This window comes from Bacteroides sp. Phil13, from assembly GCF_001940965.1.
GTDB classification, from domain to species: domain Bacteria; phylum Bacteroidota; class Bacteroidia; order Bacteroidales; family Bacteroidaceae; genus Bacteroides; species Bacteroides intestinalis.
The window spans coordinates 36,246-59,404 of record NZ_MSHA01000068.1 but is presented as its reverse complement, the minus strand read 5'-3'; the positions used below and the strand labels follow the sequence as shown (position 1 = coordinate 59,404).

Sequence of the window (23,159 nt, the reverse complement as noted above, 5' to 3'; positions counted from 1 at the left end):
TTCTCCGGGGAGATTTTAAACGAATTGTATTTATGATAAAATTATATATGCTTTAAATTATGGAACTATTGAAAAACCTTTTTGAAGGATATCCGGATCTTTGGGGTGGAGGAGTAGCTCATTCCGTCCTGATCCTTTCGCTTGTGATAGCATTTGGTATCATGCTGGCAAAAATCAAAGTTGCAGGAGTTTCATTGGGTATCACGTGGATACTTTTTGTAGGTATCGTGTTCGGACATTTTAATATGACCCTGAATGAACATTTGCTTCATTTTATGAAGGAATTCGGATTGATATTGTTTGTTTACTCCGTTGGTTTGCAGGTGGGACCCGGTTTTTTCTCTGCTTTCAAAAAGGGGGGACTTACTTTGAATCTGCTTGCCATGCTGGTTGTTTTTTTAGGAGTAGTCATTACTATAATATTGCATTTTGTTACAGGTACTCCTATCACTACCATGGTCGGCATTCTTTCCGGTGCAGTGACCAATACACCTGGTCTTGGAGCTGCCCAACAGGCAAACAGTGATCTGAATGGTATAGATGCACCTGAGATAGCATTGGGATATGCGGTTGCTTATCCGCTGGGTGTAGTCGGTATAATCTTGTCTTTAATAGCTCTGAAATATATCTTACGTATCAATACTAAGACAGAAGAGGCGGAAGCTGAACGTGGTTTGGGACATATACAGGAACTCACAGTGCGTCCTATTTCGTTTGAAATTCGTAATGAAGCTATCGATGGGAAAAAGATAAAAGATATACGTCCGTTGATGAATCGCGATTTTGTGATTTCGCGCGTGCAGTATAATGACGGACAAAAAATAGAGTTGGTAAATTCTGATACGATATTGCATCTGCATGATAAAATCCTGGTTATCTCTACTCCTAAAGATATTGAAGCAATTAGTGTTTTCTTCGGTAAGCAGATTGATATGCAATGGGAACAGTTAGACAAAAAACTGATTTCCCGTCGTATTCTGATAACAAAACCGGAACTGAATGGAAAGATGCTTTCCCAGTTGAAGATACGTAATAATTTCGGAGCCAGTATCACACGCGTGAATCGTTCGGGAGTGGATCTGGTTGCTGCACCGCAATTGCAATTGCAGATGGGGGACCGTGTCACTATTGTGGGTAGCGAGTTGGCAGTCAGTCATGCAGAAAAAGTACTGGGAAATTCAATGAAACGTTTGGATCATCCCAATCTGATTCCTATATTCTTGGGCATAGCATTGGGATGCATCCTGGGTAGTACACCTTTCGTATTTCCGGGTATTCCACAGCCTGTAAAGTTAGGATTGGCGGGTGGACCTCTTATTGTTTCCATTCTGATCAGCCGCTTCGGTCCTCAGTATAAAATGATTACTTATACTACCATGAGTGCCAACCTGATGCTGCGTGAGATCGGAATATCCCTTTTCCTGGCTTGTGTAGGGTTGGGGGCCGGTAAAGGATTTGTAGAGACAGTGATTTATGACGGTGGTTATGTCTGGGTAGGTTATGGTGTGATTATCACGATTGTTCCATTGCTGATAGCGGGCCTCGTCGGACGATATATATTTAAGTTGAACTATTACACATTGATCGGAGTATTGGGTGGTTCAACCACGAATCCGCCCGCGCTGGCGTATTCCAATGATCTGACCTTGTGTGATGCTCCTGCGGTGGGATATGCCACTGTTTATCCGCTCACCATGTTTTTACGTGTGCTTACTGCACAGATACTGATACTTGCGTTAGCTTAATTTCTAAACTTTAATTGAATCAAACATTTTCTCTTTTAGCTTGTTCTTTACTCCCCGTAAGATTATCTTTGCGGGGAGTTTTTTATGTGAAAGAAAAATGTAGTAACCAAGATGTATACAAATAAAGTAAAGAAAATAGCAGCGGTTCATGACCTTTCAGGTATGGGACGCGTATCTCTTACAGTGGTAATTCCTATTTTGTCTTCGATGGGCTTTCAGGTTTGTCCTTTACCTACGGCTGTCCTTTCCAGTCATACACAATATCCGGAGTTTTCCATTCTCGACTTGACGGATGAAATGCCCAGGATCATTGCTGAATGGAAAAAGCTGGATATACAGTTTGATGCTTTTTATACAGGTTATTTAGGCTCTCCCCGACAGATACAGATCGTTTCGGATTTTATAGATGATTTCCGCCAACCGGACGGTTTGGTAGTGGTTGACCCGGTATTGGGAGATAACGGTCGGCTATATACTAATTTTGATGAATCGATGATTCGGGAGATGCGTCATCTGGCAGCAAAAGCCGATGTGATAACCCCGAATCTGACCGAACTTTTTTATCTGATGGATAAACCTTATAAAGCGGATAATACGGATGAAGAACTGAAATCCTATCTTCGGCTTTTGTCCGATGCCGGACCTCAGGTAGTTATTATTACAAGCGTCCCTGTCCATGGAGAAAGCCATAAGACTTCGGTATATGCCTACAATCGGGTAGGAGATCGTTATTGGAAAATAACCTGTCCCTATCTTCCTGCCCACTATCCGGGAACGGGGGATACCTTTACGAGCGTCATCACCGGAGCCTTATTGCAAGGTGACAGCCTTCCTATTGCCCTGGACCGTGCCACGCAATTCATCCTTCAGGGTATTCGTGCCACTTTTGGCTATGAGTACGATAACCGGGAGGGAATTCTGCTTGAAAAGGTACTGCACAATCTGGATATGCCTATCCAGAGCGCCAGTTATGAGTTAATTTAAAATGGATAAGGGGCTGAATCCGGTTTCGGAGCAAGCCCTTATGTAGTTATGTTATTTGTTTGGAAGTGAATCATTTTAATGAGATGGGGATTTCTGTCGGTTCTTTTGCATGAAAAACGATCTTTAGACTATGAATATTCTTGTTTTTTTGTTAATTTTTCATATTAATATCATATTCTGGTGCTTCTACGACTGCATTGGGAGATGAAAAGAACATGTTGGAAGGGTTGAAAATCGGTGCGGATGACTATAGGGCAAAATCTTTCAGTATCAATCTTCTGAGGGCGAGTATCAACTGGCTGATTGCCGCCCGGATATTGAAAGAAAGCGAGCATTCCATTACGGAAATTGCGGATATGACCGGGTTTTGCGATGCGAAATGTTTCAGGGAAGTATTCCGGAAACATTTCGGGGTCAGTCTGAGTGAATATAGAGGAAAAGGAATGGCGTAAAAAGAAAACTTCGATTAAGGTAAGAAAACGAATGCGAATGTGGCAAAACTGAATAAAAAAAGAGGGTGTGAGTCTAAATTAAGATTAGAACACAAATTATACGAATTACACAAATATTTTTTATGCTTCTGGTAATCAGAACTTATCTGATTTGTTATTTGCGTAATTCGTGTAATTTGCATTCTTTTATTCAGTTTTGACACTCTTTCTTAAGTAAGATTCTTTCAATCGGTCAAAAGGTGAGGAGCAGACCCTTTTTCTGGCTGAGGGCGTCTTCATAGAGGCTGCAAAGGTCGTCGTAGGCTTCCATCCATTCCTCCGGTTCAGCTTCATATAGCAGGTCTTCGGGTTCAGCACTTTCCGCTTCATCCCTGTTTTCCTTCAACCTTTCCAAAATCTCCGCCACCTCGTCGCCGTTTATAATGCCCAAACCTTCCATGCCGGGGTCTACGATGACACTGTTGATTTCAACCTGGCAGCCTAGGACAGGAACCTCACCATATTCAAACACATCGAGACTTTTGATTACCTCGTTCACTGCATCCCACATTTCGCCCAGACCGCGATCGTCTTCCACATCGTAGCAGGTGGTAAGGAGAATGTCGAAATAGGTCTGAAGTGTAAGTTCGCCGAACTCCTCTTCCCAATCTTCACCCAACTCATCGCCCGTGTAAGGTGATTGCAACTCGTCAAGATGTTCGCAAATATACCGGTGTGCCACCTCGGCATTCTTAATGCTGTCTTTCATGACAGGCTCTATCTCGGCGTGAAATTTCTCGGTGTCAAACACAAACGCCTTATGTTCCATACTCATAATTCTTCTTTCGTTATGTTAAAATGTTTTAGTGCTTTTCTTGTAGACTCTTCTGGCAATCCTTGCGTGTAATGTTTTTTATAACCTCGCTATGTGTTTATTCTGCTGCAATGTTTTGTTTAATTGTACTATGGAGTTTCTCTTTCAGGATATGCGCGTCGACCGGTTTGGGCACATAACCGTTGAATCCGTTCTCCATCACCTTTTCTTTGTCAGAGGAGAAGGAATATGCCGTAACGGCAATGATGGGTATTGTTTTTGAGAATTTTCGTATCTCCCTTGCCGCTTCGTATCCGTCCATTTTAGGCATATTGATATCCATGATGATGACGTGCGGCTGGAATTTCCGATATAACTCTATAGCTTCTTCACCATTCCAGGCATGCACCAGGTTGTAATCTTTGTTAAGAATGGAATTGAATAGCAAGTAGTTGCTCTCATTATCTTCTGCCACTAGGATGATAGGCTTTTGCCTGGCTGCTTTGGGGGCAAGGCTGACAGGTTGCTGTTTCTTCTGTTCTACAACTGCTCCCGGCTGATACGGCACTGTGAACCAGAATGTGCTTCCTTTGCCTTTACCCTCGGATTCTACTCCGATCCTGCCTTTCATCTTTTCGATAATGTTTTTGCAGATGGAAAGGCCCAGTCCCGTTCCCTGAGTGAAAGTGTCCACTTTGGTGAAACGTTCGAATATTTTGTTCTGATCCTCTTGTGAGATGCCCATGCCGGTGTCCTTTACGTAAAAATATAGTTCTTTTCCACGTATTTCATAACCGAATGTGATGCTACCTGCCTGAGTAAATTTAGTCGCATTAACCAACAAGTTGATAAGTACCTGTGAGAGCCGGTTCTTTTCGGTTTGCACATGGCACTGGGCAGCTCCAGGAATGAATTCCAGAACAACATTCGGTTTCAGCCTGCGGCGTACGGTACTTTCCACGTCTTTTGCCAGTCCGTTCAGGTCAACGTCCCGGTAATTGAACTCAAGCGTATTTGCCTCTATTTTCGACAAGTCCAGAATGTCGCTGACGAGTTGCAAGAGCAGCTGGTTATTATTCTCTATGATACTGATGAATTCTTCCCGTTCCTGTTCATCCTCAGTGGAAGTCAGCAAGCTGGAGAAACCTACGATAGCGTTCAATGGTGTGCGTATTTCGTGGCTCATGTTAGCCAGAAATGCAGACTTTAGCCGTTCGGATTCCAAAGCTTTTTCCCTGGCTGCTATTAGTGCCTTTTCTTGTCTCTTACGTTCTGTTATTAGTAGCAGTGAGCCTACCAGTGATATTGGACTGCCCTGCTCATCGTATTGATCTACTATTGCATTCGTTTCAAGCCAGTCTATAAATTTTCGTCCTTCCACTTCGGTAATGATGCGGAACTCTTCTTTGGCATGTTGTAATTTTCCGGATATAAGTTTTTTGTGTACCTGCTGCATACGTTCCAGATCTTCCGGGTGCATTTTCCGGAAATATTCGGAGGCTTTTATAATATGCGCCTGAGGAGTGGAACCTTCTTCTTTGGTAAAATTCATGTGGGCCAATATCTGTTCGGATTCGCAGGTAATCATATCGTTTTTCAGGTCCCAGCGCCAAGGAATGATTCGGGCTACACTCAAGGTCATTTCCAGTTTCTTGTTGATTTCCCGCAACGCATTTTCCGCTTCATTGCGTGCTGTAATATCAACTCCAAAAATATCGATAGTATACTTTTCGGATGACCGGCAGATAATGAATTCATAAAAAGAGTGGGTCTGCTTGAAAAAGTGTGTGAAGGTAATCGCCTGTTTTTCTCTGAATATCATTTTTATAAATCGGGGAAGACATTCAATCTGTGAAAGCGAATTCTTATTCGTATCATTATCCTCATTTGCCGTAAACAAACTGTTGAACAAACTGTTTCCGGCTTGGTATTTTATATTTGTTACCTCTCCTTTTTCATTAAGATCCACTATTGCCTGGGTATATGATATCGGCATGTTGCATACAAGTGTGTTGTGAGCACTGAACAGGGCTATTTTCTTTTGCTGGAACCAGTATATGATAAGTGCGATGACCACAAGTGAAAGTAATAGAATCGTTCCGCTAATGATCCACCATTTATATTTTTGCCAGAATGTGAGTGGTTTATTCAGGAATATTGTATTTGACGGACAAAGTTCTGCATCAAGTTCATCCAATTCCAGTTGTGCATAATTGACAAGCGGGTATGACTTTTTACTATATACGAATGGAATGTCACGCATCTCTTTCCCTTGGAGCATTTGTCCGATAATGTTGGTTAATGATTGCTCTAGTTCTGCTTGGTCATAGAAGTGTCCGCCGATGAATCCTGCCTTATTGATATACGCACCTCTCAGGGCAAATACCGGTTGAGGTGAAGATGCTACCAGCTGGAAGTCGCCGCTGATAAGTGTAGGCGATCCAAACAAGTTTTTACGTTCATAAAACCAGGTAGAAAATAAGATACTTGTAGTCGGATCATCTGCCAATAAGTATTCTTGTAGTCGTCTGCTGTTTTCTTCTTTGCCCACCAGGCGTTCGTATTCAATATTCGGATATTCTGATGTGATGTATGAGTGTATAAGCTGGTCCAACCGCTGGTTCTGATAAAGTTCGTCTGCCGCAAATACGAGCTTCTTCATTGGGGGTAACATCCGTACCATCATGTCAATGGTTTCTTTATACATATCCGGGGCTTCAATAAACGTGAAGTTATATTGTTCTCTGATGTCATTCAGAGGTGCGACTGTATTGTCCTCCATATTTTTAGAGCGTCCCGTGAAATAATATTCCCGGGGGGCATAAGTATCTTCATTGGCAATCAAAACCATTGGAATATCCCCCCATTCTTTCTGAATACGATCTCTCAAAGTAAAAGCTATACTCCCTATGAGCACTAGATAATCCGGCTTATTTCTTTCATAACGTTGGAAGATTCCTTCTTCCATTTGGTTGTACAATGAATCATTACGGATAAATGTTCCGTTTATATGCACTAAGTCGGCATTGACATCCTCTATTGAAGAAGTTTGAAGCATAATAGGGGTTATCAGTGTTTGACTCCATGGGGCCCCTTCATTGTATGAGTTAATAATAAGTAGTCGATGCTGTTTGGGAACTACAGTTGCATGGGCAAGGGATGAACTTAAATATACTAAAACACAACAGAGGCTGATTATATGTTTCCAAGATAAAAAAAGTCTCATAACCAATTTTTTAAGTATTCTTTTATATTGAATTAATATTAGATATTGATGCAAAAATACAAAAGTGAGATTTCTTATAATTGCTTTTTTATATCATATTAACCAAAATTAGTAATTTACATTTCTGCTATTGGTGTGAATTATAGTTTCATCATACATTATTATGCTAAACCATTCTGAGTTTCTGATGTGCAAACTTTGTTTTATAGTAGATAAGGCTGTTTCAACTGAAGTGCATCCCCAAGGGTGTCTTTTTATAGGTATTTACTGGATGATTTTTCTGTGTATATAATCTGCAATCTGCTGTTTAATCATATGATTAGAGGTAACAAATTAGTAACCCTTTTGCTATTTCTTAATGTGGAGGATTTAATTTTTGATATTCAACAAAGCATTTTTGTAGTAGAAAGAAAGCCTGTATCTTGTAGATACTGATGTCGTTATTGACGTGTTAAGTGAGTCACTATCCAATGAAAAAGGAGAGGTTCAGAAGTAATAGGTCTTTATTTATATCATAGTAAAAGGGAGGGACAGAAATTTATTTATTCATAATCTGTTTCCTCCCTTTTTGCTTTTATTTACTATTTATATCTTTTTTACATCGGTAAATTGGCAATTATGTCTTTTGAACATATTGGTAATTTACCCTCTTGCCCCATGTTTACGAATACTGTGGCGCAGAGTACTGTCCATTGGTCGCCATAAGTCATGGTACTGCTATGGTTGTAACCTAAACAATGCCCGTATTCGTGGAACATAGCTTGTCGGGGATAGTTATGAGGATTGGATCCCAGTGGTGTTGCATCAAAATAGACTCCGGTATAACAGTAGTCCGCTAATCCGTAAGTGTTGCCGCCTCCCAGACCGCCGACGCCTGATACGCAACCCAATACGAGTCCTCCATGACTGCGGATTCTCTGGCGTAATGCATTCAGATTGATGGCATTTCCTCCGTTATCCTTCAGTTTGCCTTCATATTTGTTCATTTCTGTGTTAAACTCTTCGGAAGAGAACATGAAAGCTATATTGATAGCCAATGCTACCCCGTGACGACATAATAATGGATTCATGTGCCGCCAGTAAGCGTGTCCGTTGTCGGCTGAATAAGCAGAGAAACGTATGAACCACCGACTGTCTATCTGTTCTATCTTCTTCATATACGGATCTTCCGTTCGGATAATAAGTGTGACATCATCACCAGAAAGTTCCGGTTGTGCAGGTATTACTATCTTTCTGCCGCTGCTGGTGGTGAATGTGCGGTCAGAACCTACAACTGGCAATGGGAAAGCGGCTTCCATGAAAGGATAGATCACATCGAAATGTGCCAATTCAAGGAACTCAGTACTGATATTATTGAATCGACATAAAATCGTCACATCATGGATAGTAACCGGTGAGAAGAATTTAACCAGTAATTGATGTTCATCCGAGATAGATACTTGTAACGGTGCGTTTGCATAAAAGGAACGGTGCTTGCTGTCATAGAAGATATCTCGTGGCTCGTTGGCTAAAAACATAGTGTCAGTCTGGAAGCGGGAGAAATCTTCTTCACGGATATAAAGCAATCCGTCCAGGCTTTCCGGATGCCGGTAATCAATGCTGATGTGGGATATACGGCCTGCCTCGATTTTGCAATTGCTGAAGCGGTATTTGTGTACAAACGATGTGCCGTTACTTCGGTCTGACTCGATCGTTACAAATCCGGAAAGTGCCTCTTTACCGGGCAATGAGTAAAATGAACGGCTTTCCGTGATGTCATAAGATTCAATACCTTCCGTGCCGGAGTATTCACCATTGGCACTGAGACCGGTATATACTCCTTCGGCATCATCAAACGTGATGTCGATTTTGCGGATAAAACGCCACATATAATCGGACGAGACGTTCAAGTCTACATCAACTTTGCCCACACATCGCTCCAATGTCACCGTCTGCGATTCCGCAGCTTGCTCCTTGCCGATGTGCAGCTCTATTTTTTTGTAAAAGTAGACATCGTCAAGAGGGGCTTTTGCCGCCTGATTCAGCAGCCAGACATCCGATAATTGCTCAGGTTCGTTGATCGTCGCATCTGATTCCGCACTCGTGGTAGCTAGGAATACAACTGTATAGTCACCGTATTCCAATCCTTCAATGGTCAGTTTGGAGAAGTCTGCTTCCAGCTTTTGATACAACGGTTTGAGTATTTGGCCCCGGTCATCGGCAATGGCATACCACATACGGGCAATCTGTTCCGTTTCCTCATTGCGTGTTTGTACGGCAGTGCCGTCTTCCTGCAATCCAAGAAGAAATGTTACCTGACCGGAGGCAGGCGGCATAAGGCCGGATTCCTGCTCAAGCTCATTTGAGCAACTTGCCAGCAGCAATATCAGAAATAATAGTATGATTTTTGAAATCTTCATAGAATTCCTCCTTTATTTTTTTACACAACGTAAGGATGCAAACGCTTCCATCTGCAATTGTCTTTCGGAAATGGCAGTGGTTTCCTTGCCTTCAAACGGCAACCAGTAAGTCCATGCATAGCCACCTGGACAGCCGTTACGTTCGCTTGTCCATAACACGGCTCTTTTTCCGAAAGCTGGATTATTGGTGGCAGACTTGTCGCCTTTTCCGCCTGCCAAGGGGATGATAAGGTAACGTCCGGTATCTTCTGAAGTAAATTTCACATAGTGTTGCGTTCCTGTTACACCGGTCGGGGTAGTCAGGGTTCCTTCGCCAATGTGGAGTGTAGCGGTTATTTTTTCTCCGTTTCCTGCTGTATAAGTGCCGGGGATTTCCTGTCCTTTGGGGAGAAGGGAATTCAGTTCGTTGCGGGTTGGCACACGGTAGCCTTCCGGACAAGGCATGTGGGTATCGTTTTGCCAGGGTACGTCGGCTTTCTGATTACCCAGATTGTTTGAGGGGTTGTATCCTTGCCAGGGGACATACATATACTTCCGTCCATATTGGAACAAGCCGCCGATACTGCTGATCCAACCATTATGGTACATCTCCTCAACAGTAGCACCGTCTAAGGGGTATACCTGGTCTTCCAGATCCCGGCTGCGTGCATTGAACGCCATCCAAATACTACCACCCATTTCAACGGTCTCAATCTGCTTGTCGCTCGGAGCCACACGAATTTCTACATAATCATAAGAGCCAGTCAGCAAAGCATTTTTTAAATGTACCAGAATTGTATACCCCAGCCGGCCACTGCCTTGTGCGGCCACCGATACATTAAATGCCGACACTATGCCTTCTGTTTCTTCGGATACCGACATCCCGCTGAGATTCACATCATTGCCAATACCCTCGGTGCCCGATATGTCAATCCGGGTATCGGAAACAAATGCCAGCTTCATGTCACTGACTCCTGTGGCGGGTACCTCTACTATATTATTCTCATAATCTACTGTTACTCCTTCCGGAATCTTGGATTGGGAAGCATTAAGCAGGATGCGATGCTCCGTATCGGGTTTCCCGATAATCGTTTCGCCTTCTTCCCAAGGCTTGATTTCGAAGATTCCTTCTACTGTGGCACCTACGTTGAGTACTGACAGTTCGTAAATTTTGTTACGTTCTATACTGGGTAATTGCATCTCCAGTCTGATGGGGATTTCATCGTATGTACCACGCAGGATGATATGTACAGGACGTGTACTCTCGAAAATGCGGAATATTCCCTGTTGCTCTCCACTGAAAGCGGGATCAAATTTCTTTAAGTAACTTACTGTTTTATCTGATGCGGCAGTGTTTTCGATGAACAGATATGTTTCGGCCGGAGCATCCTCCACGATTACTTCTTTGATTAATGTTTTGCTGTCTGCTGTGGTATTCAGGTCTATACGGGCTACACCGCGTTTCATGCCGACGTTGATTTCCTGACCACTGCGTGTTTGGGGAGTACTTTCCAACTCAACGATTGCAGCCATAAAGTCAGGAGCTGAATTATCATGCAGTCCTTCACCGATGGTCATATTGCGGAATTCTTCCTCGGTAATGTTTCCTTCCTGGACCGGAAGTGCCACTCCGGTGAGGAAGTATAGCCGTGAACCGCTGAGTGCGGAAATGCTGGACTGGCCATTGGATTCGGGAGTCAATTGTTGCATTTTGTACAGGTTGCCATCGCTGAACTGGAAAACAGACACATCCCGTATCTCCTCAGAAGAGTCTGAACCGGAAGTCGTAATACCTTTTACTACTACTGAATAAGCTTGTTGTTTGCCTTCTCCCTCAGACGGTGCATCGTCTGAGCAGGCGCCTAAAAACAACGTTCCGAGCAAGGCGGAAACGATGATCTTTTTGTAAGGGTGATTCATGTTTTTTGTAAAATGTTATATTGAATATTGATACTTCTTTCGGACCTTTTCCGAAAGCGGGTGCAAAAATATATAATTTTTCAATATGAGAAATTCTCTTTCCTGTAATCTTCATTACTTTCCTTTTGTAATCTCAACTCTTTTTGTATCTTTGTTCTCGACCCCAAATCTATTACAAAATGAAAGTACTAACTATCCATGATCTGAAAACAATCAGGAAAAGGGCAGAAGGCACGCTCTTGCTACGCGAAGAAAGCAATGAGGCGGTTACGGAACAATGCTGTGGGTTGGCATTGGGAACCGAGCATCTGCAAATCCTGATCTGTGGAGGTACAGGTTGCAAGGCATCCGACAGCCACATCATTGCTGAACGTCTTCAGCAAGCACTCGAGAAAAATAATATTGCCGACAAGGTGGACATTATCACTACCGGTTGTTTCGGCTTTTGTGAAAAGGGACCTATCGTAAAGATTATCCCTGATAACACGTTCTATACCCAGGTGGTGCCTGATGATGCCGACGAGATAGTCGGTGAGCATATCATCGGGGGACGGAAAATAGAACGGCTGCTCTATATCGATCCGAAGACGGAGAAAACCGTCAGCGACTCCAAGCACATGGATTTCTATCGGAAGCAGATGCGTATAGCACTGCGTAACTGCGGTTTCATCGATCCGGAAAACATTGAAGAATACATTGCTCTGGATGGGTATATGGCATTGGCAGATAGTCTGCTCCATAAGAAACCGGAGGAAGTGATTGACGTGATAAAACGTTCCGGACTTCGCGGACGCGGTGGCGGTGGTTTCCCCACAGGGAAGAAGTGGGAGTTTGCCCATAAGCAACAGGCTGATATGAAATATGTGGTGTGTAATGCCGATGAAGGGGATCCCGGTGCCTTTATGGACCGCTCCATCATGGAAGGTGATCCGCACTCCATTGTTGAGGCAATGGCAGTTTGCGGTTATTCCATTGCTTCTCCGAAAGGACTGGTATATATCCGGGCAGAATATCCGCTTGCCATACAAAGATTGAAAATAGCTATTGCCCAGGCACGTGAATACGGGCTGCTGGGAAAGAATATATTCGGTACGGATTTCAGTTTTGATATTGAGATACGTTACGGCGCGGGAGCATTCGTATGCGGTGAGGAAACTGCCCTGATCCACTCTATGGAAGGGAAGCGCGGTGAACCTACTTTGAAACCTCCTTTCCCTGCCGAAGCCGGTTATCTGGGCAAGCCGACCAATGTGAATAATGTGGAGACGCTTGCCAATATTCCTATCATTCTGACGAAAGGTGCGGAATGGTTCGCGTCTATCGGCACGGAACGTTCGAAAGGGACAAAAGTATTTGCCTTGGCCGGTAAGATTAATAACGTCGGCTTGATAGAAGTGCCGATGGGTACGACACTGCGTGAGGTGATTTATGAAATTGGCGGTGGCATTAAGGGAGGAAAGAAATTCAAGGCTGTGCAGACGGGTGGACCTTCGGGAGGATGCCTGACAGAAAAGCACCTGGACACACCGATTGACTTTGACAACTTGCTGGCGGAAGGCTCGATGATGGGCTCCGGTGGTATGATTGTAATGGATGAAGATGATTGTATGGTTTCTGTGTCACGCTTCTATCTTGATTTTACGGTGGAAGAATCATGTGGAAAATGTACGCCCTGCCGTATTGGTAACAAACGTCTGCTGGAACTGCTGAACAAGATGACCGAAGGACGAGGCACGATGAAAGATCTGGATGCACTCTCTACATTGGGAAAGGTGATAAAAGATACTGCCTTGTGCGGGCTGGGACAGACTTCACCCAATCCGGTACTGTCTACGCTCAATAACTTTTATGATGAATACGTGGAGCATGTGAGGGATAAAACCTGCCGTGCGAAGCAGTGCAAATCATTACTGACTTATACCATTAATCCGGAACTGTGCATCGGTTGCCATCTTTGCTTTAAACATTGTCCGGCCGATGCCATTCTGGGCGATGTGCGCAAGCCGCATGTCATCAATCCGGACAAGTGCATCAAGTGTGGCATGTGCATGGCACGCTGTAAATTCAAAGCAATCAATGTTGTTTAAGGGAACTAAACTGAAAGAAAATGGAAGAAAAACAAATAACCCTGCAAATAGACCGCCATTATATTACCGTGCCCGAAGGATCGACTATTCTGGAAGCCGCACGGAAAATCGGTATAGATATACCCACCCTTTGTCATATTGATTTGAAGGGCACTTGCATCAAGAATAATCCGGCCTCGTGCCGCATCTGTGTCGTGGAGGTGGAAGGACGTCGTAATCTGGCTCCTGCCTGCGCCACCCGTTGTACAGAAGGAATGGTGGTGCGTACCAGTACCCTGCGTGTGATGAATGCCCGCAAGGTGGTAGCTGAACTGATACTTTCGGATCATCCGAATGATTGCCTTACCTGTCCGAAGTGCGGCAACTGTGAGTTGCAGACTTTGGCGCTGCGTTTCAATATCCGGCGGATGCCTTATAATGGTGGGGAGCTTTCGCCTCGTAAGCGTGAAGTAACTTCGTCCATTGTGCGGAATATGGATAAGTGTATATTCTGCCGCCGTTGCGAGAGTGTATGCAATGAAGTACAGACAGTAGGTGCCTTGGGAGCTATTCGCCGTGGTTTCAATACTACGATTGCTCCGGCTTTCGATAAGATGATGAGTGACAGTGAATGTACTTATTGCGGACAATGTGTAGCTGTTTGTCCGGTAGGGGCATTGACAGAACGCGATCATACCAACCGCCTGTTGCTGGATTTGGAAAATCCGGATAAGGTAGTCATTGTACAGACAGCTCCGGCCGTTCGTGCGGCTCTGGGAGAAGAATTCGGGCTGCCTGCAGGGACATTGGTAACGGGAAAGATGGTGTACGCTCTTCGCGAATTGGGTTTCGATTATGTATTTGATACAGACTTTGCCGCCGACCTTACCATCATGGAAGAAGGTGCCGAGATATTGAATCGCCTGACGCGTTATATGAATGGGGATAAATCTGTTCGTCTGCCTATCCTGACTTCCTGTTGTCCGGCATGGGTGAATTTCTTTGAACATCATTTTCCCGATATGCTTGATATTCCTTCTACGGCACGCTCGCCGCAGCAGATGTTTGGTAGCATTGCCAAGACATTCTGGGCGGAGAAGATGGGCATTCCGCGTGAAAAGCTGGTAGTGGTATCTATTATGCCTTGTCTGGCGAAGAAGTATGAGTGCGACCGTAATGAATTTAAGACAGATGGCAGTCCGGATGTGGATTATTCTATTTCCACTCGTGAGTTGGCACGACTTATCAGACGAGCTAACGTCGGTTTTACACTACTGACGGATAAGGAGTTTGATCATCCGATGGGAGCTTCAACAGGTGCCGGTGTCATCTTCGGAACGACCGGTGGTGTGATGGAAGCAGCATTGCGTTCGGTTTATGAGATTTATACCGGGCGGACATTGGAGAATGTGAACTTCGAACAGGTGCGTGGTCTGGCCGGTGTGCGCCGTGCGACGATTGATCTGGATGGTTTTGAACTGAAGGTGGGTATTGCTCATGGTCTGGGTAATGCGCGTCAATTGTTGGAAGATATTCGCCATGGGCGGAATGAGTATCATGTGATTGAGATTATGGCATGTCCGGGTGGCTGTATCGGTGGTGGCGGACAACCGTTGCATCATGGCAACTCGGAAGTGCTGTATGCACGTGCCAATGCACTGTATCGGGAAGATGCACAGAAGCCTTTGCGCAAGTCGCATGAGAATCCGTACATCAAGACGTTGTACGAGGAATATCTGGGCAAACCGCTGAGTGAGACTGCAGAACGGTTGCTGCATACGCATTATTTCAATAAGGCGATTGATTAACTTATTAAAACGGAGAAACTATGTCAGATATCAAATTAGCCTGTGACGTTGCCGAACAAGTGCGTGCTATTTGTGACAAGCATGGCAACCAGCCGGGCGAACTTATCAATATACTTCATGAAGCGCAGCATCTGCACGGCTATCTGCCGGAAGAGATGCAGCGCCTGATTGCTGCAAAGCTGAATGTTCCGGTGTCGCGTGTGTATGGTGTGGTAACATTCTATACTTTCTTTACGATGACTCCTAAAGGTAAACATCCTATTTCGGTGTGTATGGGAACGGCGTGCTACGTACGTGGTTCGGAGAAATTGCTTGAGGAATTCAAGCGTGTGCTGGGCATCGAAGTCGGAGAAACGACACCGGACGGGAAGTTTTCACTCGATTGTCTGCGTTGCGTAGGAGCGTGTGGACTGGCGCCCGTAGTGATGATTGGAGAGAAGGTGTACGGGAGGCTTCAGGCGGTGGATGTGAAGAAAGTGCTGGAGGAACTGGAGTAGAGTGGCTCATTATTTTTCTATTTTGTCTAGTATTCCACTGATGTAGGCAATTGCTACCCCATAATTTGTCATGGGAACTTTTTGCATCCGTGCCTGTTCAATGCGACTCAGTACATACTTTCTATTGAACATACAGGCGCCACAGTGGATAATCAAATTGTATGGGGATAAATCTTCTGGAAAATCATTTCCGGAGACAATATCTATCTGCAATCCTTCACCTGTTCGCTTACGCAGCAGGTGGGGGATTTTTACTCTGCCTATATCTTCTGTCAGTGGAGCATGGGTACAGGCCTCGGCTATCAATACGCGGGATTGTTCCGTTAGTCGGTCGATGGCGAATGCACTTTCTACACAATAGTGTATATCTCCCTTGTATCCGGCAAAGAGCACGGAGAAAGAAGTGAGCCGGCTTTCAGCCGGTTTTTGTTCGTATACGGTGTGGAATACTTGCGAATCTGTGATAATTAATTTGGGGGGATTAGCAAGTGCGCACAATGTGTCTTTCAGCTTATCTGTGGTACAACTCATGATCAGGCATTTCTTGTCCAGAAGTTCGCGGATTGTCTGTACTTGGGGAAGGATAAGTCGTCCTTTAGGTGCCTGAAGGTCCTGGGGCATGACTAACACTACTACATCACCTTCTGCTACGAGGTTCCCGGTGATGGTTTGTTCTCCGAAATCGGCAGGTAACTTTTCCAGAATGGCGCGGTGGATGGCTTCGATACCTGTGCCGTCTTTGGCACTGATGATGATGGGAGGCTGTCCGCAACTTGCTTTTATCTGTTCTGCCAGCTCTGTCGTATTGGGGCGTGCGTCAGCTTTGTTCAGAAGCAATATGACAGGGATGCCTCGTTCCTTCAATCGTTGAAGCCATTCCTGTTCCTGTGCGTCTCCGGTTTCACAAAGCAACAGGGCGATATCGGTTTTTCCGATTATTTTCAAGGTGCATTCTACGCGCATTTCTCCCAGCTCGCCTTCGTCATCGAAGCCCGGAGTGTCAATAAGCAGACACGGACCGAGTGGATGAATTTCCATTGCTTTTGTCACAGGATCAGTAGTAGTGCCGGGAGTGGGGGAGACTATAACGGTATCTTGCCCTGTCAAGGCATTGACAAGGCTGGATTTTCCACTGTTTCGCCGTCCGAAGAGGGCGATGTGCAGGCGGTTGGCATTAGGAGTCTGATTCATTAGTTTCAATATTAAGGGGTTAATAAATTATCATTTTCTTTTTAAAATCTGAAATCTCTTTTCCCTTCCTCTATCTCATGCAGGTTTCGCAGAGCTATTTCCCGGATTTTCGGATTCGGGATGCGTTCCATCTCTTCATGAATGAGGCGGATACCTTTCTCCCGGGTTTCGGGTGAAGCGTAATCTTCCAGATATTCTTTCAGAGTCATCAAGGCATTGGGCTGACAGCAATTTGCTATCTGTCCCCGCTTGACAAGAGACATGAAACGGTCACCCGTCCGACCTTCACGATAACAAGCCGTACAGAAACTGGGGATATGTCCCAGATCGAGCAGCCAGTTTACTACTTCATCCAGTGTGCGGCGGTCGCTGATATCGAATTGGGCCGAGTTCTCTTCTTTCGTTTCTGGTACGGCATATCCGCCTACGCTGGTACGTGAACCGCCACTGATTTGTGAAATACCTAATTCCAATACCTTACGTCGTACAGCTTCCGATTCACGGGTGGAAATGATCATTCCGGTGTAAGGCACTGCAATGCGGATTACCGCAACGAGGCGGCAGAACATTTCATCAGAAATGGCATTGGAGAAATCTTTTGTTTCAATATCATCCGCTGGACAGATACGGGGTACACTGATCGTATGCGGTCCGACACCGAATGCAGCTTCCAGATGTTCGGCATGCATCAATAATCCTACGAAATCGTATCGATAGGTATTCAACCCGAATAATACACCTATACCTACATCGTCGATACCACCTTCCATGGCACGGTCCATAGCTTCGGTGTGATAGGAATACTTGCTTTTAGGACCTGTGGGGTGCAGGGTCTCGTAATTCCCCTTGTGATAGGTTTCCTGGAAAAGAATGTAAGTACCGATACCTGCATCTCTCAGTCGACGATAGTTCTCTACCGTTGTAGCGGCAATATTCACGTTTACCCGCCGGATAGCACCATTCTTATGATGAATACCATAGATGGTCTGAATAGATTCCAGAATATAATCGATGGGGTTGCGTAGCGGGTCTTCGCCGGCTTCCAGTGCCAGACGTTTGTGTCCCATATCCTGCAAGGCAATCACTTCCCGGCGTATTTCTTCTTGTGATAATTTCTTGCGGGCGATAGTGCGGTTCTTTGCATGATAGGGGCAGTAAACGCATCCGTTCACACAATAATTGGAAAGGTATAACGGGGCGAACATTACGATGCGGTTGCCATATAGTTTTTGCTTAATTTCCCGTGCCAGATGGAAGATGCGTTCCGTCAGGTCGGGCTGGTTGCATTCTAACAGTAGAGCTGCTTCACGATGGGACAAACCTTTGCATGAGGCTGCCTTTTCGAGCAGACTCTCAATGAGGGCACGGTTGTCTTTATTGGTACGGGCATAGTCCAGCGTATCCAGTATCTCCGGGTGATCGATGAACTCTTCTGCCTGTTTTGAACTTACATTATACACGTTTTTTAGTGATTAGGGGTGAGTGATTAGTGATTAGTAGTCTCCTCTTTCTTTCGATATCCGGTATCCGATAACCGTCAGTTTCTCTTCTAATTGTTGTAAGCCTTCTGCGGCTTCGGCTCCCAAAGAGGCTTTGTTATCATAAAGTGAGTATTTGTTCCGTTGTTCCGGGGGAGAAAGGTTCGGCATTACTACGTTGGCTCCTGCCAGTATTCCGCGTTCCCGTCCATCCGGTGCAAGCGTTGCTAATGCTGTGGTAGAGGGTAATAATACCTTCGGATGCATTAACCGGAAGATGGAAAGAAGTTTCAGGGTCATCTCCATGCTTCCCGGCGGGCATGCTGCAAACGAGGTATCGTGGTGAGGAATAAAAGGACCGATTCCTATCATTTCAGGATGAAATCGCTCTATAAAAAGGAGATCTTCCACCAGATGATCGGTGTTTTGTCCCGGACTCCCTACCATAATACCTGTTCCTGTCTGATATCCTATTTCTTTCAGCCATGCCAAACATTGCAGGCGTTGTCTGATAGACATCTTATCGGGGTGCAGATGATGGTAATGCTCTTCATTATGCGTTTCGTGGCGAAGCAAATATCGATTGGCACCCGCCCGGAAGAAATGCTCGTAAGTCTCATGGGACTTTTCGCCTAATGATAGTGTGATGGCGCAATCCGGAAACTCACGATGTATAGCAGTAACAGTTTCAAGGATAAAATCATCTTTTACGGAGGATGTTTCACCACCTTGCAAGACGAAAGTCCGGAAACCGAGGGTATACCCTTCACGACAACATTCCAGAATATCTTCCCGTGTCAACTCATAACGGAGAACAGATTGATTTCCTTTCCGTATACCGCAATAATAGCAATTGTTACGGCAATGGTTGGTAATCTCGATCAGCCCACGAATAAATACCCGATTGCCAAACTGCTCAAGTGACACCTCCCGTGCCTGCTCCTGCAGATACTTTAAAGTATCAGCGTCTTGGCAAAGGAGTAGTGCTTTATATTCTTCAGCACTTAGACTTCGTTCACTATGCAATCGGTCAATCAGATTCTTCATGTTGTTTTATTAATGGATACCCGGACGACACGGACTAAACGGACGAGCGCGGATTTTTATTTTTCGTCCGCAGATGACGCACGATAACGCGGATTTAGTTATCAATAAGCGTAGCCTTTTAAATCCGTGTTCGTCCGTTTAGTCCGCGTTGTCCACGTACCTATTCATCAATTTTAATACGTCTTTTCCTGTTTAGCTAATTCTTGTACAAACTGACGTTTACCTGCGGCAATCTCATTGTGCGTACAAGGTCCGGTGATACAGCCACCTTCACATGCCATCACTTCTATAAATTGCCCCGGTGCTTTGCCTGATTTGGCATACGCCCGCAATGAACCGATGGTTTTCTTATCCAGATTAGCTACTTGGATGGCATTGATTTTGTCAGCTTCTTCTTTCAGATAGGCTTTTACTGCTCCCATTACGCCACCAGCCTGGGCAAATCCATGTGCCTCGCGCACGGATGCGAACGACATGGTATAAGGTTGCGATTGCTCTAACTGAATATCCAGTCCGTCCAATACAGACGCCACTTCTTCGAAAGTCATAACAAAATCTACAGCTTCATCACGCTGGGCCTCTTTACGTTTGGCTACACACGGGCCGATGAAAACGACTTTGGCATCCGGATATTTCTCCTTAGCAATTCGTGCGGCATAATACATGGGTGAACCTGTACTTGAAACATAGGGCTTCATGCCCGGAATATGTTTATTTACGAGTTCTATGTAGGAAGGACAGCAGGAAGTAGTCATAAACTTCTGTCCTTCTTCCAACTTCTCTATCAATTCATGTGCTTCGTTGCTGACCGTATCCATAGCTCCCTGAGCCACTTCGATGACATCAGTGAATCCTACAGCTTTGAGTGCGCCATATACCTGCTCAATAGTAGTCTTGAATTGTCCCAGGATAGACGGTGCCACAATGGCCACTATTTTTTCTCCTTTGCGTATCTTGTGCAGGATATCGAATACCTGTGACACTTCGAAAATTGCTCCGAACGGACAAGCGTTGAGACACTTTCCGCAATAAATACATTTGCTTTCGTCGATGTGTTCGATACCTTTCTTATCCTTGCTGATAGCTTTCACCGGACAAGCCTCTTCGCAAGGTACTGGGATATAGACGATAGCATGATAGGGACAGCTCTTGTGGCAAATACCACAACTGATGCATTCATCATGGTCTATCCATGCCTGTCCGCTTTCCTTTACATGGACAGCTTTCTTCGGACAGTTGGTCTGGCAGCTACGGGCGGTACATCCGCGGCAAAGGTTGGTGATTTCGTAATTGATTTGTACGCAGGCGGAACATGCTTCGTCAATCACACACATGATGTTATCTTTCGGCGTTCCGTTTTCTGCACGGTCCAGTGCATGTACTGCATACTCTGATAATGGGGTTAATTCATCTTTTTCATCTTCCATATCCAGTCCCAGCAACGGCAGTGATTTGTATTTCCACACGGCGCGTTCTTTATGTACGCAGCAGCGTCCTGCATGTTTTGACCTTCTCGGACTCAATTCAATGGGAAGACGGTCTATTTTCTCTACAAGTTCGTTATCCCTCCACAGTTTTACCAGCTCTGTCAGCAATCTGTGGCGGACAATCATAATGTTGTTGGTAAATGCCATAATATTTATTATCGGATTAGTTAGTCGGTAATTACGGTGCAAAGATAATGAAAAGTTATAGTTTCTATGAACCTTTCTACCCTCAATATGCTTATCTTTGTATCAGAATAAAAAAACGAAATTGACGATGAAAGACTTTATTTACTATGCACCCACACAGGTTGTGTTTGGAGCATTATCGGAAGATAAAACAGGGAAATTGGTGAAGCAATATAGCGGCACTAAAGTCCTAGTACATTATGGCGGACAGAGTGCGGAGCGTTCCGGTTTGCTGGATAAAATATGCCGGGCATTGGAGGCGGAAGGCATTGCTTACGTAAAACTGGGCGGGGTGGTTCCTAATCCACGTTTGTCGAAAGTACACGAGGGTATTGAACTGTGTCGGAAAGAAAAGGTTGATTTCATTCTTGCCGTAGGTGGCGGTAGTGTGATTGATTCTGCGAAGGCGATTGCTTTCGGTGTACCTTATGAGGGTGAAGTCTGGGATTTTTATATGGGACGAGCCCATGCGGAAGCTTGTCTGCCGGTTGCTACCGTACTGACAATTCCTGCTGCGGGGAGTGAAATGAGTAACAGTACCGTGATAACCAATGAGGACGGTGATTTGAAAAAAGGTTATTCCAATAATCTGTGCCGTTGCAAATTTGCTGTGATGAATCCGGAACGGACTTATACATTGCCCAACTATCAGACAGCTTGCGGTGTAACGGACATTATGATGCATACCATGGAACGTTATTTCTCTCATGATGACGATATGACGGTGACTGATGCCATTGCTGAAAGTATTCTCCGTACGGTAAAAGATAGCGTTTTTGAAGTACTGAAAGAACCGGAGAATTATGTACATCGTGCCCAAATTATGTGGGCAGGTAGCTTGGCACACAATGATTTGACGGGATGTGGAACAACCGGTGACTGGGCAACACACCAGCTTGAACATGAACTGAGTGCACTATTCGATGTAGCACATGGTGCAGGTCTGGCAGCTCTTTGGGGAAGCTGGGCACGGTATGTTTACAAAGAAAATGTAACCCGTTTCGCTCAGTTTGCCGTGAATGTGATGGGTGTAACAAATGATTTTAAATCACCCGGACATACTGCTTTGGCAGGTATTGAAGCCATGGAAGATTTCTATCGCGCAATTGGAATGCCGGTTAGTATTTGCGAGCTGATAGGACGGCAGGCCACTGACGAAGAAATCAAACTCATGGCAGATAAATGCAGTTCCGGTGGTAGTACAACAACCGGAAAATTGAAGGTTTTACATCGCGATGATATGGAAAATATCTATCACATGGCGAATAGATAACGGATTTTTTATTGTTTTTCTGGCAAATTCTCGTTATCTTTAGGGGCATATATCAAATTGGGGGGTAGTAAAAAAGTCCTGACCCACAGGCAAAGAATATGAGAATACATTTTGAGATTAGAGAAAAACTACCTGAAATTATCGAAGAGATCCTGAATTGTGAGAGATGGACAACTTTAGTAAAAGAGGATATTTCAGGCAGAAAGTTGGTTGTCATTCGTGATCCGAATTACAATTCGGAGGCAACAGTAGAAATCTATGCCCGCGAGATTACCATCAAGACGGCATGGTCAAACTACACGTATCGCTTGTTTGTTTTGGGCGATAATGTTTGGTGTGAGTACAATGGTGCTTATCGCGGACTGCTGGAACAAAATCTATTGCCTACCATCACTCCCAGGGAAGGTTTGTTGGAGTCCGAGGTGTTGGATAGCTCTTTGTACGGAAGTGAAAAGAGGAAACTCAGAGAGTATGCTGAAGACAATTTGAAACTGAAAAAATTCCGACGCGAGAACTTTAATGAAGATCGTACAGGTGTGGCTCATTTTGACCACCCCAAGAGGGTATATGACGAATTCATTAAAGAAGATTACGTGGTTCCATCTTCCGACGAATAGCGAGGTAGGAA

15 protein-coding genes and 1 pseudogene are annotated in these 23,159 nt (G+C 44.7%); 8 read left to right on the top strand and 8 right to left on the bottom strand.

Annotated features, from left to right (window positions below):
- Positions 1 to 59 precede the first annotated feature (59 nt).
- The 3 genes and pseudogenes from BWI44_RS12350 to BWI44_RS12340 form a co-directional block, all read left to right on the top strand.
- A complete protein-coding gene (locus BWI44_RS12350; protein ID WP_286814149.1) occupies positions 60 to 1,745 on the top strand; it encodes a putative transporter in 1,686 nt (561 codons plus the stop codon).
- A gap of 111 nt (positions 1,746 to 1,856) precedes the next feature.
- Positions 1,857 to 2,729 (top strand): pyridoxamine kinase, encoded by an 873-nt coding sequence (locus BWI44_RS12345; RefSeq protein WP_022393865.1) that lies wholly within the window; start codon positions 1,857 to 1,859, stop codon positions 2,727 to 2,729.
- 191 nt (positions 2,730 to 2,920) lie between these two features.
- Positions 2,921 to 3,181, top strand: a pseudogene (locus tag BWI44_RS12340) (helix-turn-helix domain-containing protein); the annotation flags it as partial.
- A gap of 232 nt (positions 3,182 to 3,413) precedes the next feature.
- Here the strand turns inward: BWI44_RS12340 and BWI44_RS12335 are convergent.
- The 4 genes from BWI44_RS12335 to BWI44_RS12320 form a co-directional block, all read right to left on the bottom strand.
- Positions 3,414 to 3,995 carry a hypothetical protein gene (locus BWI44_RS12335; RefSeq protein WP_195209294.1) on the bottom strand — a complete coding sequence of 194 codons (582 nt, stop codon included), beginning with the start codon at positions 3,993 to 3,995 and terminating at the stop codon, positions 3,414 to 3,416.
- A 97-nt stretch (positions 3,996 to 4,092) separates the two neighbouring features.
- Complete coding sequence (locus BWI44_RS12330; protein ID WP_118216163.1) at positions 4,093 to 7,200, bottom strand: hybrid sensor histidine kinase/response regulator; 3,108 nt, start codon at positions 7,198 to 7,200, stop codon at positions 4,093 to 4,095.
- A 596-nt stretch (positions 7,201 to 7,796) separates the two neighbouring features.
- A complete protein-coding gene (locus BWI44_RS12325) occupies positions 7,797 to 9,599 on the bottom strand; it encodes a FimB/Mfa2 family fimbrial subunit (protein WP_195209293.1) in 1,803 nt (600 codons plus the stop codon).
- A gap of 12 nt (positions 9,600 to 9,611) precedes the next feature.
- The gene (locus BWI44_RS12320; RefSeq protein ID WP_286814143.1) at positions 9,612 to 11,498 is read right to left on the bottom strand and encodes an FISUMP domain-containing protein; all 1,887 of its coding nucleotides are present in this window, start codon (positions 11,496 to 11,498) and stop codon (positions 9,612 to 9,614) included.
- Positions 11,499 to 11,677: 179 nt separating this feature from the next.
- Between BWI44_RS12320 and nuoF the strand changes: the two genes are divergently transcribed.
- The 3 genes from nuoF to nuoE are packed head-to-tail and all read left to right on the top strand — an operon-like array spanning position 11,678 to position 15,869.
- Positions 11,678 to 13,585, top strand: a complete 1,908-nt coding sequence (gene nuoF, locus BWI44_RS12315) for an NADH-quinone oxidoreductase subunit NuoF (protein WP_195209291.1) — start codon at positions 11,678 to 11,680, stop codon at positions 13,583 to 13,585.
- Between the two features lie 20 nt (positions 13,586 to 13,605).
- Positions 13,606 to 15,372: an NADH-dependent [FeFe] hydrogenase, group A6 gene (locus tag BWI44_RS12310; RefSeq protein WP_138292611.1), complete on the top strand. Its 1,767-nt coding sequence runs from the start codon at positions 13,606 to 13,608 to the stop codon at positions 15,370 to 15,372.
- A gap of 20 nt (positions 15,373 to 15,392) precedes the next feature.
- The gene (gene nuoE / locus BWI44_RS12305; protein ID WP_007665079.1) at positions 15,393 to 15,869 is read left to right on the top strand and encodes an NADH-quinone oxidoreductase subunit NuoE; all 477 of its coding nucleotides are present in this window, start codon (positions 15,393 to 15,395) and stop codon (positions 15,867 to 15,869) included.
- A gap of 9 nt (positions 15,870 to 15,878) precedes the next feature.
- Here the strand turns inward: nuoE and hydF are convergent, their stop codons facing one another.
- The 4 genes from hydF to BWI44_RS12285 form a co-directional block, all read right to left on the bottom strand.
- On the bottom strand, positions 15,879 to 17,060 hold the full coding sequence (gene hydF, locus BWI44_RS12300; protein WP_007665077.1) for a [FeFe] hydrogenase H-cluster maturation GTPase HydF: 1,182 nt from the start codon (positions 17,058 to 17,060) through the stop codon (positions 15,879 to 15,881).
- 41 nt (positions 17,061 to 17,101) lie between these two features.
- Positions 17,102 to 18,520 carry a [FeFe] hydrogenase H-cluster radical SAM maturase HydG gene (gene hydG / locus BWI44_RS12295; protein ID WP_195209290.1) on the bottom strand — a complete coding sequence of 473 codons (1,419 nt, stop codon included), beginning with the start codon at positions 18,518 to 18,520 and terminating at the stop codon, positions 17,102 to 17,104.
- A gap of 33 nt (positions 18,521 to 18,553) precedes the next feature.
- Positions 18,554 to 19,585, bottom strand: a complete 1,032-nt coding sequence (gene hydE / locus BWI44_RS12290; protein WP_195209289.1) for a [FeFe] hydrogenase H-cluster radical SAM maturase HydE — start codon at positions 19,583 to 19,585, stop codon at positions 18,554 to 18,556.
- A 173-nt stretch (positions 19,586 to 19,758) separates the two neighbouring features.
- Positions 19,759 to 21,219 (bottom strand): monomeric [FeFe] hydrogenase, encoded by a 1,461-nt coding sequence (locus BWI44_RS12285; protein WP_007665069.1) that lies wholly within the window; start codon positions 21,217 to 21,219, stop codon positions 19,759 to 19,761.
- 127 nt (positions 21,220 to 21,346) lie between these two features.
- Between BWI44_RS12285 and BWI44_RS12280 the strand changes: the two genes are divergently transcribed.
- Positions 21,347 to 22,531, top strand: coding sequence for an iron-containing alcohol dehydrogenase (locus BWI44_RS12280; protein WP_007665068.1), 1,185 nt, complete (start codon positions 21,347 to 21,349; stop codon positions 22,529 to 22,531).
- Positions 22,532 to 22,629: 98 nt separating this feature from the next.
- Complete coding sequence (locus BWI44_RS12275; protein ID WP_007209901.1) at positions 22,630 to 23,148, top strand: hypothetical protein; 519 nt, start codon at positions 22,630 to 22,632, stop codon at positions 23,146 to 23,148.
- Positions 23,149 to 23,159: the final 11 nt, after the last annotated feature.

Bases quoted from the DNA above. Each gene is read 5' to 3' on its own strand.
- BWI44_RS12345 (WP_022393865.1), top strand. From the start codon at position 1,857: ATGTATACAAATAAAGTAAAGAAAATAGCAGCGGTTCATGACCTTTCA.
- BWI44_RS12280 (WP_007665068.1), top strand. From the start codon at position 21,347: ATGAAAGACTTTATTTACTATGCACCCACACAGGTTGTGTTTGGAGCA.
- BWI44_RS12320 (WP_286814143.1), bottom strand. From the start codon at position 11,498: ATGAATCACCCTTACAAAAAGATCATCGTTTCCGCCTTGCTCGGAACG.
- nuoF (WP_195209291.1), top strand. From the start codon at position 11,678: ATGAAAGTACTAACTATCCATGATCTGAAAACAATCAGGAAAAGGGCA.
- BWI44_RS12275 (WP_007209901.1), top strand. From the start codon at position 22,630: ATGAGAATACATTTTGAGATTAGAGAAAAACTACCTGAAATTATCGAA.
- hydE (WP_195209289.1), bottom strand. From the start codon at position 19,585: ATGAAGAATCTGATTGACCGATTGCATAGTGAACGAAGTCTAAGTGCT.
- BWI44_RS12285 (WP_007665069.1), bottom strand. From the start codon at position 21,219: ATGGCATTTACCAACAACATTATGATTGTCCGCCACAGATTGCTGACA.
- BWI44_RS12350 (WP_286814149.1), top strand. From the start codon at position 60: ATGGAACTATTGAAAAACCTTTTTGAAGGATATCCGGATCTTTGGGGT.
- nuoE (WP_007665079.1), top strand. From the start codon at position 15,393: ATGTCAGATATCAAATTAGCCTGTGACGTTGCCGAACAAGTGCGTGCT.
- BWI44_RS12325 (WP_195209293.1), bottom strand. From the start codon at position 9,599: ATGAAGATTTCAAAAATCATACTATTATTTCTGATATTGCTGCTGGCA.
- BWI44_RS12310 (WP_138292611.1), top strand. From the start codon at position 13,606: ATGGAAGAAAAACAAATAACCCTGCAAATAGACCGCCATTATATTACC.
- hydF (WP_007665077.1), bottom strand. From the start codon at position 17,060: ATGAATCAGACTCCTAATGCCAACCGCCTGCACATCGCCCTCTTCGGA.
- BWI44_RS12335 (WP_195209294.1), bottom strand. From the start codon at position 3,995: ATGAGTATGGAACATAAGGCGTTTGTGTTTGACACCGAGAAATTTCAC.
- BWI44_RS12330 (WP_118216163.1), bottom strand. From the start codon at position 7,200: ATGAGACTTTTTTTATCTTGGAAACATATAATCAGCCTCTGTTGTGTT.